Annotated in this window: 11 protein-coding genes and 1 tRNA gene; 6 read left to right on the top strand and 6 right to left on the bottom strand. The window is 68.8% G+C overall.

What is annotated here, in order from left to right:
- Positions 1-72: 72 nt before the first annotated feature.
- Together selA and NQ706_RS02990 are read right to left on the bottom strand one after the other, a co-directional pair.
- The gene (gene selA / locus NQ706_RS02995; RefSeq protein ID WP_038566811.1) at positions 73-1,428 is read right to left on the bottom strand and encodes an L-seryl-tRNA(Sec) selenium transferase; all 1,356 of its coding nucleotides are present in this window, start codon (positions 1,426-1,428) and stop codon (positions 73-75) included.
- A gap of 224 nt (positions 1,429-1,652) precedes the next feature.
- Positions 1,653-1,745, bottom strand: a tRNA-Sec gene (locus NQ706_RS02990).
- A 121-nt stretch (positions 1,746-1,866) separates the two neighbouring features.
- On the opposite strand from NQ706_RS02990, the gene selD reads away from it, so the two are divergent.
- Positions 1,867-2,856: a selenide, water dikinase SelD gene (gene selD, locus NQ706_RS02985; RefSeq protein WP_038566809.1), complete on the top strand. Its 990-nt coding sequence runs from the start codon at positions 1,867-1,869 to the stop codon at positions 2,854-2,856.
- A 177-nt stretch (positions 2,857-3,033) separates the two neighbouring features.
- On the opposite strand, the gene nrfD is transcribed toward selD, so the two are convergent.
- From nrfD to fdh, 3 genes are read right to left on the bottom strand one after another with little or no spacing between them, the layout of a single operon-like run.
- On the bottom strand, positions 3,034-4,377 hold the full coding sequence (nrfD, locus tag NQ706_RS02980) for an NrfD/PsrC family molybdoenzyme membrane anchor subunit (protein WP_081873565.1): 1,344 nt from the start codon (positions 4,375-4,377) through the stop codon (positions 3,034-3,036).
- The gene (locus NQ706_RS02975; protein WP_038566807.1) at positions 4,374-5,600 is read right to left on the bottom strand and encodes a 4Fe-4S dicluster domain-containing protein; all 1,227 of its coding nucleotides are present in this window, start codon (positions 5,598-5,600) and stop codon (positions 4,374-4,376) included. The genes nrfD and NQ706_RS02975 overlap by 4 nt, the downstream gene beginning before the upstream one ends.
- On the bottom strand, positions 5,600-8,869 hold the full coding sequence (fdh, locus tag NQ706_RS02970; protein ID WP_239303125.1) for a formate dehydrogenase: 3,270 nt from the start codon (positions 8,867-8,869) through the stop codon (positions 5,600-5,602). Before fdh ends, NQ706_RS02975 begins: the two co-directional genes overlap by 1 nt.
- Positions 8,870-8,978: 109 nt before the next feature.
- Between fdh and NQ706_RS02965 the strand changes: the two genes are divergently transcribed.
- Positions 8,979-9,632 carry a histidine phosphatase family protein gene (locus NQ706_RS02965; RefSeq protein ID WP_038566802.1) on the top strand — a complete coding sequence of 218 codons (654 nt, stop codon included), beginning with the start codon at positions 8,979-8,981 and terminating at the stop codon, positions 9,630-9,632.
- 103 nt (positions 9,633-9,735) lie between these two features.
- Here the strand turns inward: NQ706_RS02965 and NQ706_RS02960 are convergent, their stop codons facing one another.
- Entirely contained in the window at positions 9,736-10,476 is a 741-nt protein-coding gene (locus NQ706_RS02960; protein ID WP_150112710.1) for a hypothetical protein, read from the bottom strand.
- 148 nt (positions 10,477-10,624) lie between these two features.
- On the opposite strand from NQ706_RS02960, the gene NQ706_RS02955 reads away from it, so the two are divergent.
- The 4 genes from NQ706_RS02955 (at position 10,625) to NQ706_RS02940 (ending at position 15,512) form a co-directional block, all read left to right on the top strand.
- Positions 10,625-11,476 (top strand): rhodanese-like domain-containing protein, encoded by an 852-nt coding sequence (locus tag NQ706_RS02955; protein ID WP_404360360.1) that lies wholly within the window; start codon positions 10,625-10,627, stop codon positions 11,474-11,476.
- A 200-nt stretch (positions 11,477-11,676) separates the two neighbouring features.
- Positions 11,677-13,449, top strand: coding sequence for an ABC-F family ATP-binding cassette domain-containing protein (locus NQ706_RS02950; RefSeq protein WP_038566796.1), 1,773 nt, complete (start codon positions 11,677-11,679; stop codon positions 13,447-13,449).
- Positions 13,450-13,511: 62 nt separating this feature from the next.
- A complete protein-coding gene (locus tag NQ706_RS02945) occupies positions 13,512-13,685 on the top strand; it encodes a CsbD family protein (RefSeq protein ID WP_006945671.1) in 174 nt (57 codons plus the stop codon).
- 357 nt (positions 13,686-14,042) lie between these two features.
- Positions 14,043-15,512, top strand: a complete 1,470-nt coding sequence (locus NQ706_RS02940) for an amino acid permease (protein WP_038566791.1) — start codon at positions 14,043-14,045, stop codon at positions 15,510-15,512.
- The last annotated feature ends 42 nt before the right edge of the window (positions 15,513-15,554 follow it).

Raw genomic sequence — 15,554 nt, 5'->3', positions numbered from 1 at the left:
CGACGTAGCCTCTGGCGGGGAGGAGCGGTGTCGTCGCCGACGGGGCCGTGGCATCACGCCGCGTGTTCACCGTCATGCGCGTCCTCCGTCGTCAGCTGGGGTGCCGGATTCGTTGCCTACAGCGACGGCCCGGATCGCGGCGGCGACGTCGGCGTCCGAGGACGCTGGGACGCACCGCAGGTCGACGAGGCAGCGTCCAAGCGCGGTGCGGGCCAGGACGCACGGGCGTCCGAGGCGTAGCGCCTCCGCGAAGGGCTCGGGCAGGGCGACGGCGAGGCTCGGCAGCTCGAAACCAGGCGCGCCTCCCCCACCGACGCGTCCGATGACGTCGACGACCTCGGCGCCCGGAACGACGTCAGCGATGGCCGCCGCGAGGTGTGTCGTGCGCTGACGAAGCGAGTCGCGCGTCTCGTGCAGGGCGCGGGTAACGGGGGGTTCGGGGCCGCGCAGGGTGGCTTCGAGAGCGGCGAGCGTCAGCTTGTCGATGCGCATCGCGCGGGCCATCGGGTGGCGGCGGACGCGTTCCACGGCGTCGGCGTCGCCGAGAACGAGCCCCGCTTGCGGCCCGCCGAGCAGCTTGTCGCCGCTCGCGGTGACGACCGTCGCGCCGTCGCGCAGCCAGCTCGTCGCGTCGGGCTCGTCGGGCAGCACCCGTTCGGGGGCGAGCAGGCCGCTGCCGACGTCCGCGATGACGGGGACGCCGAGCGCCGAGAGATCGCGCACGCCTGGCACCCCGGCGAACCCTTCGACGCGATAGTTGCTCGTGTGGATCTTGAGCACGGCGCCCACCCGGCGGCCGTGACGTTCGGCGTCGACGATGGCGTTCTCGTAGTCGCGCAGATGCGTGCGATTCGTCATGCCTACCTCGACGAGCCGGGCCCCGGCCGACTGCAGCAACTCGGGCAGACGGAAGCCGTCGCCGATCTCGATGAGTTCGCCGCGGCTGACGAGGACGTCCCTGTCCCCGGCGATCGCGAGGCAGGCGAGCAGCAGTGCGGCCGCGCCGTTGTTGACGACCAGTGCGCCGCCCGCGTCCGGCACCTGCTCCTGGAGCGCGTCGAGCGTCGCGCGGCCGCGCTTGGCGCGCGTGGCAGTGACGGGGTCGAACTCGACGTCGACGTACCCCGCAGCGCGACCGAGTGCCTCGACCGCGGCGTCGCTGAGAGGCGCGCGCCCGATGTTGGTGTGCACGACGACGCCCGTTGCGTTGAGAATCGCTCGCAGGGTGGTGGCCGATTCGGGCAGGCGCAATGCAATGGCCGCGTCGATGCCGTCGGGGCTGATGGTGCCCGCGCGGACGTCGGCCTGGGCAGAGACGATGGCGCGCTTCACAGCGTCGCGTCCGAGCGCGCCTACCTCGTCGGCGAAGCGTGCGAGGAGCTCGTCGGTGCGCGGGATGCGCCGACGTGGGTCGTCGCTCGTGGCCATCGTTCCTCCAGGTCGAGTGCTGATGCGCCCCAACCTATCGGGCAGGTCTGACAATCCTGCGCAGCAACGGTTTTCACGCCCTTCGCCGCTGCGGCGCACTCATGGCTCGAGTAACCCTCCGTGGCGCGTCGCTCCGGGCCGCGGCGGCGAGCCCACGCGGCCGGAAGACGGGCCAATGACGACACATGCGAGAAGCCCCCCAGCTCGCGGGGCCCTGAGACTTGCGGAGGCGGACAGGAATCGAACCTGCCAAACCGAGATGCTCGGTTTCACCGGTTTTGAAGACCGGGGGGCCCACCAGGAACCCGGACGCCTCCCTTGGTGCGTGTCAATCATAGGGGCGCTGGGGTCGTGGGTGCGCCGGGGCAATGGGCGGGCGGGGTCCGCGCGGCGTACCCGTCGGGGTCGTTGTCAGGGGTACGGCGTAGGGTCGGATGCATGGAGTCGATTCGTCTGACGCAGTACGCCCATGGTGGCGGGTGCGCATGCAAGATCCCGCCCGGCGAGCTCGAGGAGGCGGTGAAGCACCTCGTGGGGAAGCCGAATCCGAGCGTCATCGTCGGCCTCGACGACGGTGACGACGCAGCCGCCGTCCGCGTCGGCGAGCAGGCGGTGCTCTCGACGGCTGACTTCTTCACCCCTGTCGTCGACGACCCGTACGACTTCGGTCGCATCGCGGCCGCGAACGCGCTCAGCGACATCTACGCGATGGGCGGCACCCCCGTCATCGCCATCAACCTCGTCGGCTGGCCGCGCGACGTGCTCGGCCTCGACATCATGGCCGAGGTGCTCCGAGGCGGCGCCGACGTCGGTGCGCAGGCGAACTGCCCCGTCATCGGCGGCCATTCGATCGACGATCCGGAGCCGAAGTTCGGCATGGCCGTCACCGGCATCGCCGACCCGGGCAAGCTCATGCGCAACGACGCCGCCGAGGCGGGCCTGCCCATCTCCCTGACGAAGCCGCTCGGCGTCGGTGTGCTCAACAACAAGCACAAGTCGACGGGCGAGGTGTTCCCGCAGGCCATCGAGGTGATGACGACGCTCAATCGCGACGCGTCGATCGCCGCCGTCGCGGCGGGTGTCACGGCGGCGACGGACGTCACCGGTTTCGGTCTGCTCGGCCACCTGTGGAAGATGTGCCGCGCCTCGGGCGTTCGCGCCGAGATCGACTCCGCTGCCGTGCCGTACATCGACGGCGCCCGCGACGCCGCAGCCGAGGGATACGTCTCCGGCGGCACGCGCCGCAACCTCGACTGGGTGCATGAGCACATCACCGCGGCCGACGGGATCGGCGAAGACGAACTGCTGCTGCTCGCGGACGCTCAGACGTCCGGCGGCCTCCTCGTCATCGGCGAGGTGCCCGGCGCGCCCGTGATCGGCCGCACCGTCCCCCTCGACGGCGGCGCCCCCGGCATCAGCGTGCGCTGACACGGCCGCGATCCGACAACCAGCCAGGACGGCCGCCGCCCCGCGACTCGAACATCACAGCTGCACGAGAAATGCGCATCTGCACGGGTATCAGCAGTCACAATCCCGATGCAGATGCGCATTTCTCGTGCACAGGCCCGGCCAGCCGACGAACCGACCCGCCAGACACGCGAGCGCTCAGAGGTTGACGGGCTTGCCGTCCGGGCCAGGCAGCGGTCGGCGCCCATCCGCGGTGCGGGGGGCATCATCCGACGAGGCCAGCCGCGGGCCCGTCGTGATGTTCTCCGTCCCGCCACGCGCGTCGAGGCGGCGGCGCTGCGGCCCCATCGTGTACTTCGGGTCCTTCGCCGATTCCATGCCGGCCTCAAACACCGCGAAGCGCGTGCACACCGAGCCTGCGACGAAGCAGGCCCCGGAGACGACGGACGCCACGCGCGAGCGTCGCGCGAACAGCGCCGTCCCGACGAACCCGGCGACGTTGAGCGCCATGCTCGCCTTGTTGAGCTTGCCGGCAGTGCCGTGGTGCAGCGGCTCGCCGACGCCCTCGGCGTCGAGGTGCTTCTCGAGACGATTGAGCGCGCCGAGGTCGACGGCCGGCCCGATGAGGGCTAGCGCCCGGGCGGGGCCAGCCTTCTCGACTGGCGTCCACATCATCGCGTTGCCGCTCGCCGCGGCCGATGCTGAACCGCCGAACACGAACGGCAGGTACAGCCGCGACTCGTGCCACGTCGGCGTCGACGTGTTCGACAGCAGCACCGCCGTGTAGGTCGCCAGCGGCGCCGCCATCGACGCACCGAGCGCGACGAATCCCGGTTCGGTGACGCCGAGCATCTTCTCAACGCCGACGAGTGCCCCGTTGACGCGTAATCCGGCGTCACGACGACCCGCAGCACGCGACTGCCGCCGCAACCACCGCGACCCCGGCACCTCGAGCGAGGACGCCGACGCGACCTCGCCTGCAGCCCCGGCCACGCGATCGAGCGCGCCGACCAGACCCGTCACGGTGCCGCTTCGCTTGAGCGGCAGCATCCGCAGCACCTCGAGGGCCGCGAGCGGCATCGCACCGCCGCTGAAACCGGAGAGGATCCACGTGCCCACCGACATCGGCGAGCTGAGCTTCGCCACGCGCATCATGTTGTAGAAGCGCTCCGGGCGACCCAGGTCGCCGATGAGCGACGCACCCGAGACGGCGACCGCGACGGCCGTCGTCAGGCGCGTCACGCGCTGCAGGGGTTCGTTGCCCGTCAGGTACGCGCCGGTCGCGAGCAATTGCGAGCCGCCCGCGAGGCCACCGAAGAACAGGTACGTCGGAATCGGCCATTCCCACGGCACGGGCTTGATGACGCCACGCCCGTAGTAGCTCTGGAACTCGACGTCCGGCACGAGCGCGCGCTCACCGCGGCCCTCGCGACCGTTCAGCCAGTCGGTCGGACGACGACGTTTGCCGCCACGCCCGCCGCGACGGCGCCGCCCACCCTCGGGTTCAGGATCCCTATACGCATCAAGGGAGTTCACGCTCACGCCACACCACCTCCGACGAACGCCAGCGCTGCTGCGGCCACCATGCCACCGGCTGCCATGACCATCCGCTTGTACGACTCCGGCAAGGTCTTCGACGGCGCCACCGGGTCCGGCGGCAGGCCGTACACCTCGGGATCGTCGAGCAGGAGGAAGACCGAACCGGTGCCGCCGACGCCGTCGTCGAGGTTCGCGCCGTAGAGGCGCGCCTCCGTCATGCCCTGCGCGTGCAGCTGAGCGACGCGCTCCTCCGCGATCGCGACCATCTCCGCGTGCGTGCCGAACTTGATCGATGTCGTGGGGCACGTCTGCGCGCACGCGGGCGTCTGGCCTTCCTTGAGCCGGTCGTAGCACAGCGTGCACTTCTGCGCGTTGCCGTGATTGACGGTCGCCGTCTTCTCACGCCGTTCGATGACGCCGAACGGACACCCGCCGACGCAGTAGCCGCAGCCGTTGCACACGTCGGCCTGCACGACGACCGTGCCGAACTCGGTGCGGAACAGCGCGCCCGTCGGGCAGTTGTCGAGACACCCGGCGTGCGTGCAGTGCTTGCAGACATCGGAGGCCATGAGCCACCGGAAATCCTGGGCCTCGTGCAGCGCCGTCGGCATGACGCCGTTGTCGGTCGCGACGATGTCGAGCACGTTGACCCCCGCCAACTCGTCCGCCACCTGCGCCTGTTCGACGTCGAGCGCAGGGGCGCCCGGGTCGAGCGCTGACGGCGCGTCGGTCGCGTAGTCGGTGTGCCCACCGGCGACGCGGATGGCGCGCGCGGCGTCATCCGGCAGGTCGGCGAGGTGCGACGCTTCGCCCGAGCCACCCGCAGCTTCTGCACCGTCACCGGGGGTCGACCGCAGCGTCGGCATGCCGAGGTCGACGAGCTTGCGCCCCGACTCACGGGCCCGCGCGATCTGCTCGCCCGACTGCTCGACGAACGCGACGTGACGCCAGGTGTCGGCACCCAGCTCACCCGTGTTGTCGTAGGAGTAGCCGGTGAACTCGTACCCGTCCTCGGGGTTGCGGTTCCACTCCTTGCACGCGACCTCGCAGGCCTTGCAGCCGATGCAGATCGAGGTGTCGGTGAAGAAGCCCATGCGTTCGGCGAGGACGTCGTTGGGCGCACCACCCGTCAGCGTCGTCGCCTCCGGGGTGCCCCAACCCGCCTGCTTCGACGGGTCACCGCCACTCGCGAACTGCGAACGGATGTACTCGGTCACCAGGCTCATCAGTCACACTCCTGGCAGATCTCGTTGCCCGTCTCGACGGTGACGCCGGCGCGGCTCTGGTACTCACTGACGAGCTGCTCGTACTCGTCCCGATCCTGTGGACGGCGGCCCGGACGGATGTCGCACATGCCCATCTTGCCCTCCTGGATCTGGGTGTTGCGATCGAGCACCACGCCGAGCAGGTCGTTCGCCGAATCACCATGCACCTCAGCGGACTTCGCGCTGCCCCAGTGGTACGGCATGCCGATCTGGTGCACCATGCGGCCACCGATCTTGAGCGGCACCATGCGGTCGGTGACGAGCACGCGCGCCTCGATCGCCGCGCGAGCCGACACGACTGTCGCCCAGTCGCCGTTCTCGAGGCCCTTCTCGGCCGCGAGATCGGGTGAGACCTCGATGAACATCGACGGCTGAAGCTCCGACAGGTACGGCAACCAACGGCTCATGCCGCCGGCCGTGTGATGCTCCGTCAGGCGCCCGATCTGGAACACGTACGGGTACACGTCGCCACCCGGCATGCCCTCGCTCGGCGCGTTGAGGTTGTCCTTACGACGGAACGTCACCCGTGTCGGGTTCGACTGCTGGCTGTAGAGCGGGTTGCGCATCGGCGATTCCGCAGCCTCGTAGTGCGTCGGCATCGGGCCGTCGACGAGACCGAGCGGCGCGTAGAGCCAGCCCTTGCCGTCCGCCATCATGATGAACGGATCGTCGCCTGCGAGGCCGTCGGGCCCACCCACACCCTCCTTCGGACGGTAGGACGGGGCGGTCTTGAGCGGGAAGTCGGGGTTGTCCTTGCCGACCCACTGGCCTTTCTCCTCGTCCCACCAGATGAGCTTCTTGCGCTCGCTCCACGGCTTGCCCTCACGGTCCGCGGAGGCGCGGTTGTAGAGCGTGCGGCGGTTCGCGGGCCACGCCCACGCCCATTCGGCGGCCGTCTCGTCCTGCTCGTACCCAGGCTTGCGCCGCGCGGCCTGATTGACCCCGTCCTTGTAGATGCCGGCGTAGATCCAGCATCCCGACGTCGTGGAACCGTCAGCCTTGAGATCCGCGTACGTCGCGAGGGGCTTGCCCTCCGCGTCGGTTCCGTTGATCTCGGCCATGACCGATTCGGCGATGACCTCGCCGTGCTCGTCCTTGGGGTAATCCCACGTGATCGCCTTGAGTGGCTCGTCGATGGGGTCGCTCGAATCGGCCAGCCTGGCACGGATGCGCACCCCGACCTCGTGGAAGAAGTCGAGCTCGCTCTGCGCGTCGCCCGGCGGGTTGACCGCCTTGTGACGCCACTGCACGAGACGTTGGGTCTGGGTGAACGTACCGGCCTTCTCGACGTGCGTCGCCGCGGGGAAGAAGAAGACCTCGGTGTCGATGTCCTCACTCCTCCACTCCCCGGAGGCGATCTCCGGCGCATCCTTCCAGAAGGTCGCGGTCTCGATGAGCTGGAAGTCGCGCACGACGAGCCACTTGAGGTGGCGTAGGCCCTCACGTTGCATACGGGCGTTGGCCGATCCGACGGCCGGGTTCTGCCCGAGCACGAAATAACCCTCGACCTGGTTCTCGATCATGCCCATGACCGTCTGGTACGTCCCGTGCGCGCCGGACAGACGCGGCATGTAGTCGAGCCCGAAGTTGTTCGCACTTGTCGCTTTCTCGCCGTACCAGGCCTTGAACAGCGACACGGCGTACTTGTCGGCATTCGCCCAGTACCCCTTGGCATCCTTCGACACGATCGAGTCGATGTAATCCTCGAGCGTCTCGTGGTCGGAGACCCGCGGCATCGGAAGGTAGCCCGGCAGCAGGTTGAACAGTGTGGGAATGTCGGTCGATCCCTGAATCGTCGCGTGTCCGCGCAGCGCCATGATGCCGGCGCCAGGACGCCCGACGTTACCCATGAGCAACTGCAGGATCGCCGCGGTGCGAATCATCTGGGCCCCGCCGACGTGCTGGGTCCAACCGACGGCGTAGGCGAACATCGTCGTGCGCTCGCGACCAGAGTTGGCGACGACCTCGCGGGCGACGAGTGCGAAGTCCTCCTTGGAGACGCCGCACACCTCTTCGACCATCTCCGGTGTGTAGCGCGCGTAGTGCCGCTTCATGATCTGCAGCACGCACATCGGATCGGTGAGCGTCTCGTCGCGCAGCACGGCCGAATGCGCGAGCGTCGGGCCACCCGAGCCGTGCGTCTCGGCGCCACCGCTCGCCTGGTGGCCAGAGGAACCGCTCTTCTCGTCACTCGAGGTGCCCTGGTCCGGTTTGCCGGGCGGCGTCTTGTACTGCCACGAACTCTGGTCGTACTGACCCGTGCTCGGGTCGTACCCGGAGAACAGCCCGTCGAGCTCCTCGGTGTCGACGAAGTCGTCGCTGACGATCGTTGCCGCGTTGGTGTAGGCGACGACGTAGTCACGGAAGTAGGACTCGGTCGTCAGCACATGGTTGATGAGTGCACCGAGGAAGACGATGTCACTTCCGCCGCGGATGGGGATGTGCTTGTCGGCCACGGCGGACGTGCGCGTGAAGCGGGGGTCGATGTGGATGACCTTCGCGCCGCGCGCCTTGGCCTCCGTCACCCACTGGAAACCCACCGGGTGGCACTCGGCCATGTTCGACCCCTCGATGAGGATGAGGTCGGCGTTCGCCATGTCCTGCAGTGAATTGGTGGCTCCACCACGCCCGAACGAGGCTCCCAGACTGGGAACCGTGGCGCTGTGTCAAATACGCGCCTGGTTCTCGATCTGTATGGCCCCCGCGGCGGTGAACAGCTTCTTGATGAGGTAGTTCTCCTCGTTGTCGAGCGTTGCTCCACCCAACGAGGCGATTCCCATGGTGCGACGCAGGCGGTTGCCTTTGTCGTCCGTCTCCTGCCATCCGTTGCGGCGGCTGGCGATGAACCGGTCGACGACCATGTCGATGGCCTTGTCGCGCTCGATCGGCTCCCAATCGGTGCCACCCGGCTTGCGGTAGAGCACCTGCTTGACGCGCGAGGGGTTGTTGACGAGCTGCTCGCTCGCTGCCCCCTTCGGGCATAGGCGGCCGCGCGAGATCGGCGAATCTTGATCGCCTTCGATCCCGACGACCTTCTCGTCCTTGACGAACACGCGCTGGCCGCAGCCGACGGCGCAATAGGGGCAGACCGACTGCACGACGCGGTCGGCCGTCGTCGTGCGCGGTTCGAGCGTTCGAGTCTTCTCACTCGTCACTGCCGGGCCGCGACCGAGGAAATCCTTCGATCGCACCTGACGCAGGACGGGCCACTCGAGGGGTGAAAGACCCATTGAGCGCCCCTTTCGTCGTATGCGTGATCGTTCTGCGTCGAAGTCTAGACCCGAGGGCCGACAAGCCTCCGTTCAGGCGGGGCTCACCCCCGGCTGATTGGATGAGCGGGTGACCACCCTCCTGCTCATCCGCCACGGCCAGACCCCCAACAACGTCATCGGTGCGCTGGACACCGCGCTGCCCGGCGCCGGGCTCACCGAGCTCGGCCACGCGCAGGCCGACGACCTCGTGCCGCGCCTCGCCGATCGCCGCATCGATCGAGTCGTCGCGTCCGCGCACGATCGCGCGCGCCTCACGGCCGGACCGCTCGCCGCCGAACGCGGGCTGACGCTGACGCAGGACGCCGGCTTCGGTAAGATCTTCGCCGGTGATCTCGAGATGGCGACGACGCACGAAGCCGCCGACATCTACCTCGACACGGCCTACGCGTGGGCCACCGGTGACCTCGAGGCGCGCATCCCGGGTGGCCCCGCCGGCGCGGAGACGCTCGAACGGTTTACCGAGGCACTCGAACGCTCCCTGGACGGGCTCGACGACGATGCGACGCTCGCCGTCGTCAGCCATGGCGCGGTGCTGCGGCTATGGGTGACGTCGCGGTGCGAGAACCTCACGCCGCAGGAGGTGCGTCGTCGTCGGATCCCCAACACGACCGTCCTGACGCTCGAGGGACGCCCGGGCGCATGGCGGTTCGTGGCCTGGGACGAACCGCGCCTGCTCGACCTCGCCGCCGACGACCCGACTGCCAACGCCGACGAAGACTGAACAGCCCGCGGCGCGCATCGCGTCAGCCGTCCGCCGCCTGAGCCACATGATGCTGCCCGAGTCAGTCAGGGCTGACTCGGGCAGCACCACGTGACGCGACTGATCAGGCAGCCTGCGCGCTCGTGCTCGACGAGGTGGGTGCCGTCGTCGACGAACTCGTCGAACCCGAGCCACCCTGCGTCTGGCCGCTCGGCGCGCCATCGTGGCGGGGTCCGTCATGCCCGCCCGGCCCGCCGGGCTTGCCGGCCGTCACCGTCACGGTCTTGAGATCCTTGCTGACGTCGATCCGCACGTGCGCGCCCGCCTTCGTGCCGAACGCGCGGTAGGTGCCGTCGCTCTCCTTGTAGACCTTCTCGACGGTGACGCCCGAGTCCTTCGCCTTGACGGCGTTCTTGACGTCCGTCAGGGCGGTGCCCGTCACCTCGGTGCCGCGATGGTGGCCGTGCTCCCCGGGGCCGCCGTGGCCTCCCGGGCCCATGCCGGTGCGCACGGTGACCGTCTTGAGGTCCTTTCTCACTTCGACCATGACGCGCTTGCCGGCCTTCGTGCCGAACGCGCGGTACGAACCGTCCGGCGCCTGACGCACGCCCTTGACGGTGATCGACGCGTCCTTCGCCTTCACCGCATTCTTGACGTTCGTCGCCGCGGTCCCCGTGACCAGCTTGTCGTGCATGCCGCGCATGCCGTGCCCGTCCTGGCCGGCGGCGCTGCCCTGCTGCGTCGTGATGTTCGGGGTAGAGGTGCCGGTGCTCACCGTCTGCGAGCTCGCGAGCGCCGCCCCCGAGACCGCGAGGGTGCTCACTGCGCCGACGCCGGCGGCGATCTTGCGACCGTTCTTCGCCATGGTTGACTCCTTCATCCGTGGGCCTCGACCGTTCGTGGCCCCACGGATGCACGCTGGCCGCCGCGGCTGTGATGAAGCTGTGTGCGCTACAAGGCGAGCCCATGCGTTCGCCTGCCGTCAGGTTCGAAGAAGCTGAGAGAATGCCGTCATGCCCGGCGCTCCCTCCGACGATCTCGCACCCATGACCTCTCCCGCTCCGTCCGCCCTCCCGTCGAGCGGCGATCACATCGCGTTCTATCGGTTCGTCGCGGTGCCCGACGTCGACGCCGCCGTCGTGCGGGTGCGCGAGCTGTGCGCTGCGCGCGAGGGTTTGACGGGGTCGGTCCTCATCGCGAGCGAGGGCGTCAACGGCATGCTCGCCGGAGCGCCCGAACAGGTCGACGCCTTCCTCGCGGCAGCGAGCGCCGACGCCGTCACGCGGGCCCTGTTCGACGGCATCGTCACCAAGCGCACCGCGTTCACACGTCCGCCGTTTCGCCGCATGATGGTCAAGGCGAAGCGCGAGATCGTGCCGCTGGGCGTCGGCGGGCTCGACATGCCGAACCGCATGCAGGACGTGCGCGCCACCGACGTCGCGCCGCAGCGATGGCGCGAGCTGGTCCGGCGCGACGACGTCGTCGTCCTCGACAACCGCAACAGCTTCGAGTTCGGCGTCGGCCACTTCGAGGGGGCGATCGACCCGGGCGTCGAGAACTTCCGCGACTTCGCCGACTACGTCGAGGCGCATGCGCCTGCGTGGCGTGAGAGCGGGACGAAGGTCGCGATGTACTGCACGGGCGGCATCCGCTGCGAGAAGTCGAGCCCGTGGATGCAGGATCTGGGTCTCGAGGTCTTCCAGCTTCAGGGCGGCATCCTCAACTACTTCGCGCAGATGCCGGACGCCGATGTCGACTGGCGCGGCGAGTGCTTCGTGTTCGACGAACGCGTCAGCCTCGACACGCACCTGCGCGAGAGCGGCATGAACACCACTGACGTCGACGAGCCCCGCCCCTCCGAGTGACGAGCGGGGCGCCAGCCCGACGGCACATGACATGTCGCCCCGGCTGACGAGTGCCCGCTGGGTCGACGGGGCGCCGCGTCGCCGGGGCGTCAGGTCGCCGGGCCCACTGGCTGACGGACCGCCCAGCCCGCTGAAAATCGGGTGACGCCACCCCGCCGCGCCGCCTAACGTGAGGGTGTTCCCACCACTCCAGGAGGCCTGTGTATTCATCGTCCCTGCCCTCGGCCGGCGGCTCGTCCGGCAGCCATCTGCGCGTCGACGGCGTGTCGAAGAGCTATCCCGACCGTCGCGTCCTGACGAACATCTCCTTCAGCGTCGCGGGGGGCGAACGCGCCGCCCTCATCGGCGAGAACGGCACGGGCAAGTCGACGCTGCTGCGTCTCGTCGCCGGCCTCGAGCGCCCGGATGCGGGCAGCATCACCGCGCCCGGCAGCGTCGGTCTGCATCATCAACAGGCGCCGTTCGCCCTGACGCTGACGGCGCAGCACGTGCTCGACGACGCCGCCGAGCCGATCCACGCTCTGGCGCGAGCGGTCGAGGTCGCGGGCGAGCGTCTCGCGCGAAACGCCGAGGACGCGCTCGTGGCGACCGAACTCGACGCCGCCCTCGCCGCGGCGGAGCGAGCCGACGCGTGGAACGTCGAGCACACGATCGACGAACTCGTCGACGGCCTCGGCATCGGCGCGATCGCGCGTGACACGCCGATGAACGAGGTCTCTGGCGGCCAGCTCGCCCGCTTCTCCTTGGCGTGGATGCTCATCCGCCGTCCGCAGACGCTGCTGCTCGACGAACCGACCAACCACCTCGACGATCGTGGCGCGCAGCTGCTCACATCGATGCTCCTGACGTGGCCCGGCCCGGTGCTGCTCGCGAGCCACGACCGTGCCTTCCTCGACGAGAGCATCACCGACCTCATCGACCTCGACCCGCGGCCCCTGCCGCACCGGGTCGCCGCCCGCATCTCCGATGCCTCGGACGCCGGCGCCGCCCACGGCGTCACGCGTTTCACGGGTACGTTCTCCGACTACGTCCTCGCTCGCCACGACGAGCACGAACGCTGGGCGCGCCAGTACGAGGACGAGCAGGCCGAACTCAAACGGCTGCGCGCGAAGATGAAGGACGACCACACCGTCGGGCGCCCCGAACGAGGGTCCCGCACCGAGGCGCGCGGGGCGAAGAAGTTCTACTCGGACAAGAACGCCACCGTCGTCGCGCGCCGCGTCAACGATTCGCGCACGGCCTTGGAGCGACTCGAGAAGACGCAGGTGCGCAAACCCCCGGCCACGTTGCGGTTCAACACCGAGCGTTCCCTCGCGGCGGCGTCACGCCCGTCCGAACTTCCCGGCGGGCCGCTGCTCGCGTCGTCCGCCGTCAGCGTTCCGGGGCGTCTGGAGCCGACGAGCCTGACGGTGTCCGCCGGCGAGCGCCTCCTCGTCGAGGGGCCGAACGGGTGCGGCAAGTCGACGTTGCTGCGCGTCCTCGCCGGCGAGTTGGAGCCCGTCACGGGGTCAGTGCATCGCGAGCGCCGCATCAGCGTCGGATTGCTCGGCCAGGACACGGCACCGCTGGCGTTCGACCGTCAGCCCTCTGCCGGCCCTGACGTCGACGCCCCGCACCTCGAGCCCGACACCACCGTCCTCGACGCCTACCGCGCCCGTGTCGGTGACGACCTGGCAGCGCGACGTCCGCTCGCGACGTTCGGCCTCATCGCCGCACGCGACGAAAACCGTGCGTTGGCCGACCTCAGCGTCGGGCAGCGTCGTCGTCTCGATCTGGCGTGTCTGCTGGCGTTGCCGCCGGACGTGCTGCTGCTCGACGAACCGACCAACCACTTCTCACTGCTGCTCGCCGAGGACGTCGAACGGGCTCTCGACGACTACCCGGGCGCCGTCGTCGCCGCGAGCCACGACCGCATGCTGCGCTCGCGCTGGGCAGGAGAACGCCTCGCACTGAGCTCCCAGAAAACCCTCTAGCCACGCTCCGGAAAGCGGCGTAGGGTCGAGGCAACTGTTGTCCAGAGAAAGGAGTTCATGTCATGGGTATCGATGACAAGTTCGACAACGCCAAGGACGAGAAGCTCGGCCAGGCCAAGGAGGCCTTCGGCAAGGCGAGCGACGATCAGGGTCTCGAGGCCGAGGGCAAGGGCGACCAGATGGGCGCCAACCTCAAGCAGGCCGGCGAGAAGATCAAGGACGCCTTCAAGGGCTGATTGCCCGAAGCGTTGCCTACTTGCTCACGGGGCGCATCCTCACGACGAGGATGCGCCCCGTGTCGTATGTCCGCCCGGGTCCAACCCTGCAGGCTCCACCCCGGTTACGAGCGCAGCGTCGACGGCCGATCGTCACGATGCGGTCTCGGTTGCGTCGCGTCCAGAGCGCTCGCCCAGGCCGCCCCGCAGCGTCAGACCGTCACCCACGCGACTTTCACAGGCCCCCTTAACACTCCCGTAACAATGGGGCGCGATGGGTGTCACCTCGCTGCCCTACAGTGATGGGCGGCACACCTGACCGGCGACGTGCGTCCCCGCGCGAGGCCGAGGTGTCCTCCTGTTCATGAAAGGCAACGTATGTCCTCGACTCCTGACGCGCTGAAGAAGTCGGCCGCGTCCGATTCGCGCGACTCCGGCGACACCGGGTACGCCAAGCACCTGAAGAACCGCCACATCCAGATGATCGGCATCGGCGGCGCCATCGGCTCGGGCCTCTTCCTCGGCTCCGCGGGGCGTCTCAACGAGGCCGGCCCGTCCCTGATCTTCAGCTACGCCATCTGCGGCGCCGTCGCGATGATCGTCGTGCGTGCGCTCGGTGAGATGGTGCTGCACCGCCCGAGTTCGGGTGCCTTCGTCTCCTACAGTCGCGAGTTCATCGGAGAGAAGGGGGCGTACGCAGCGGGTTGGTTCCACTTCCTGAACTGGGCCTTCACTCTCATCGCGGACGCAACGGCGATCGCGACGTTCCTGTACTTCTGGAAGCCGGTGTCCGACGCCTTGCCGAAGTGGGCGCTCGCCCTCATCGCGCTGGCGATCGTTCTCGCCATCAACCTCATCGGCGTCAAGCTGTTCGGCGAGGTCGAGTTCTGGTTCTCCATCATCAAGGTCGCCATGCTCGTGGTCTTCATGGTGGTCGCGATCTACTTCATCGCGACGTCGCACCAGCTGGGCCCTGATACCGCAGGCCTGCGCAACATCACCGATCACGGCGGGATGTTCCCGAACGGGCCGAGCCACATGTGGACCCTGATGTCCGGCGTCATCTTCGCCTACGCCGCCATGGAACTCATCGGTGTCGCCGCCGGCGAGACGGAGAACCCGCGCGAGATCATGCCGAAGGCCGTGCGCTCCGTCCTGTGGCGCATCCTGATCTTCTACGTCGGCACGATCACGCTGTTCTCGCTGCTCCTGCCGCACACCGCCTACCAGGCGGACACCTCGCCCTTCGTGACGGTCTTCGACCGCATCGGCTTCCACATCGGCGGCGTGAAGATGGCCGACATCATGACCGTGGTCCTCGTGACGGCGGTCGCCAGCTCGATGAACTCCGGCCTCTACTCCACCGGGCGCGTGCTGCGCTCGATGGCCGAGGCGGGCACGGCGCCGCGTTACCTGCGCAAGATGAGCAAGCACCAGGTGCCGTGGGCCGCGATCGCGACGACGGCTGCCTTCGGTCTCATCGGTGTGGCCATCAACTACGCGTGGCCCTCGGATGCCTTCGAGATCGTCCTGGAGGTCGCCGTCCTCGGCATCATCGGCGTGTGGGCCATGATCCTCATCTCGCACATGATGATGGTGCGCAAGGCGAAGCGCGGTGAGATGCAGCGACCCGACTTCCAGCTCAAGGGCGCGCCCTTCCTCAACATCGTCGCGCTGGGCTTCCTCGGCTTCATCCTCGTCCTGATGGCGACGCAGGGTGGCGTGCTGCAGAAGGTCGTCCTCATCATGGGCCCGGTCGTGGCCGCTCTCATGATCGGCGGTTGGTTCCTCGTCCGCAATCGGATCAACGCCGAAGCGTTCGACTCCGAGGACAACGCCATGGTGTGAGCCTCCGCTCATCACGTCTGATGCCCCGTCTACGTTCGTAGG

This window comes from Dermacoccus sp. BD5, assembly GCF_044878485.1.
GTDB lineage: Bacteria > Actinomycetota > Actinomycetes > Actinomycetales > Dermatophilaceae > Dermacoccus > Dermacoccus nishinomiyaensis.
Note: the sequence above shows the minus strand (reverse complement) of the source record. Positions and strands in the feature narration are given on the sequence as shown.

Excerpts from the sequence above, each read along its gene's own strand:
- NQ706_RS02955 (WP_404360360.1), top strand. The coding sequence starts at position 10,625 with ATGCCCGGCGCTCCCTCCGACGATCTCGCACCCATGACCTCTCCCGCT.
- selD (WP_038566809.1), top strand. The coding sequence starts at position 1,867 with ATGGAGTCGATTCGTCTGACGCAGTACGCCCATGGTGGCGGGTGCGCA.
- NQ706_RS02960 (WP_150112710.1), bottom strand. The coding sequence starts at position 10,476 with ATGGCGAAGAACGGTCGCAAGATCGCCGCCGGCGTCGGCGCAGTGAGC.
- NQ706_RS02940 (WP_038566791.1), top strand. The coding sequence starts at position 14,043 with ATGTCCTCGACTCCTGACGCGCTGAAGAAGTCGGCCGCGTCCGATTCG.
- NQ706_RS02975 (WP_038566807.1), bottom strand. The coding sequence starts at position 5,600 with ATGAGCCTGGTGACCGAGTACATCCGTTCGCAGTTCGCGAGTGGCGGT.
- NQ706_RS02945 (WP_006945671.1), top strand. The coding sequence starts at position 13,512 with ATGGGTATCGATGACAAGTTCGACAACGCCAAGGACGAGAAGCTCGGC.
- selA (WP_038566811.1), bottom strand. The coding sequence starts at position 1,428 with ATGGCCACGAGCGACGACCCACGTCGGCGCATCCCGCGCACCGACGAG.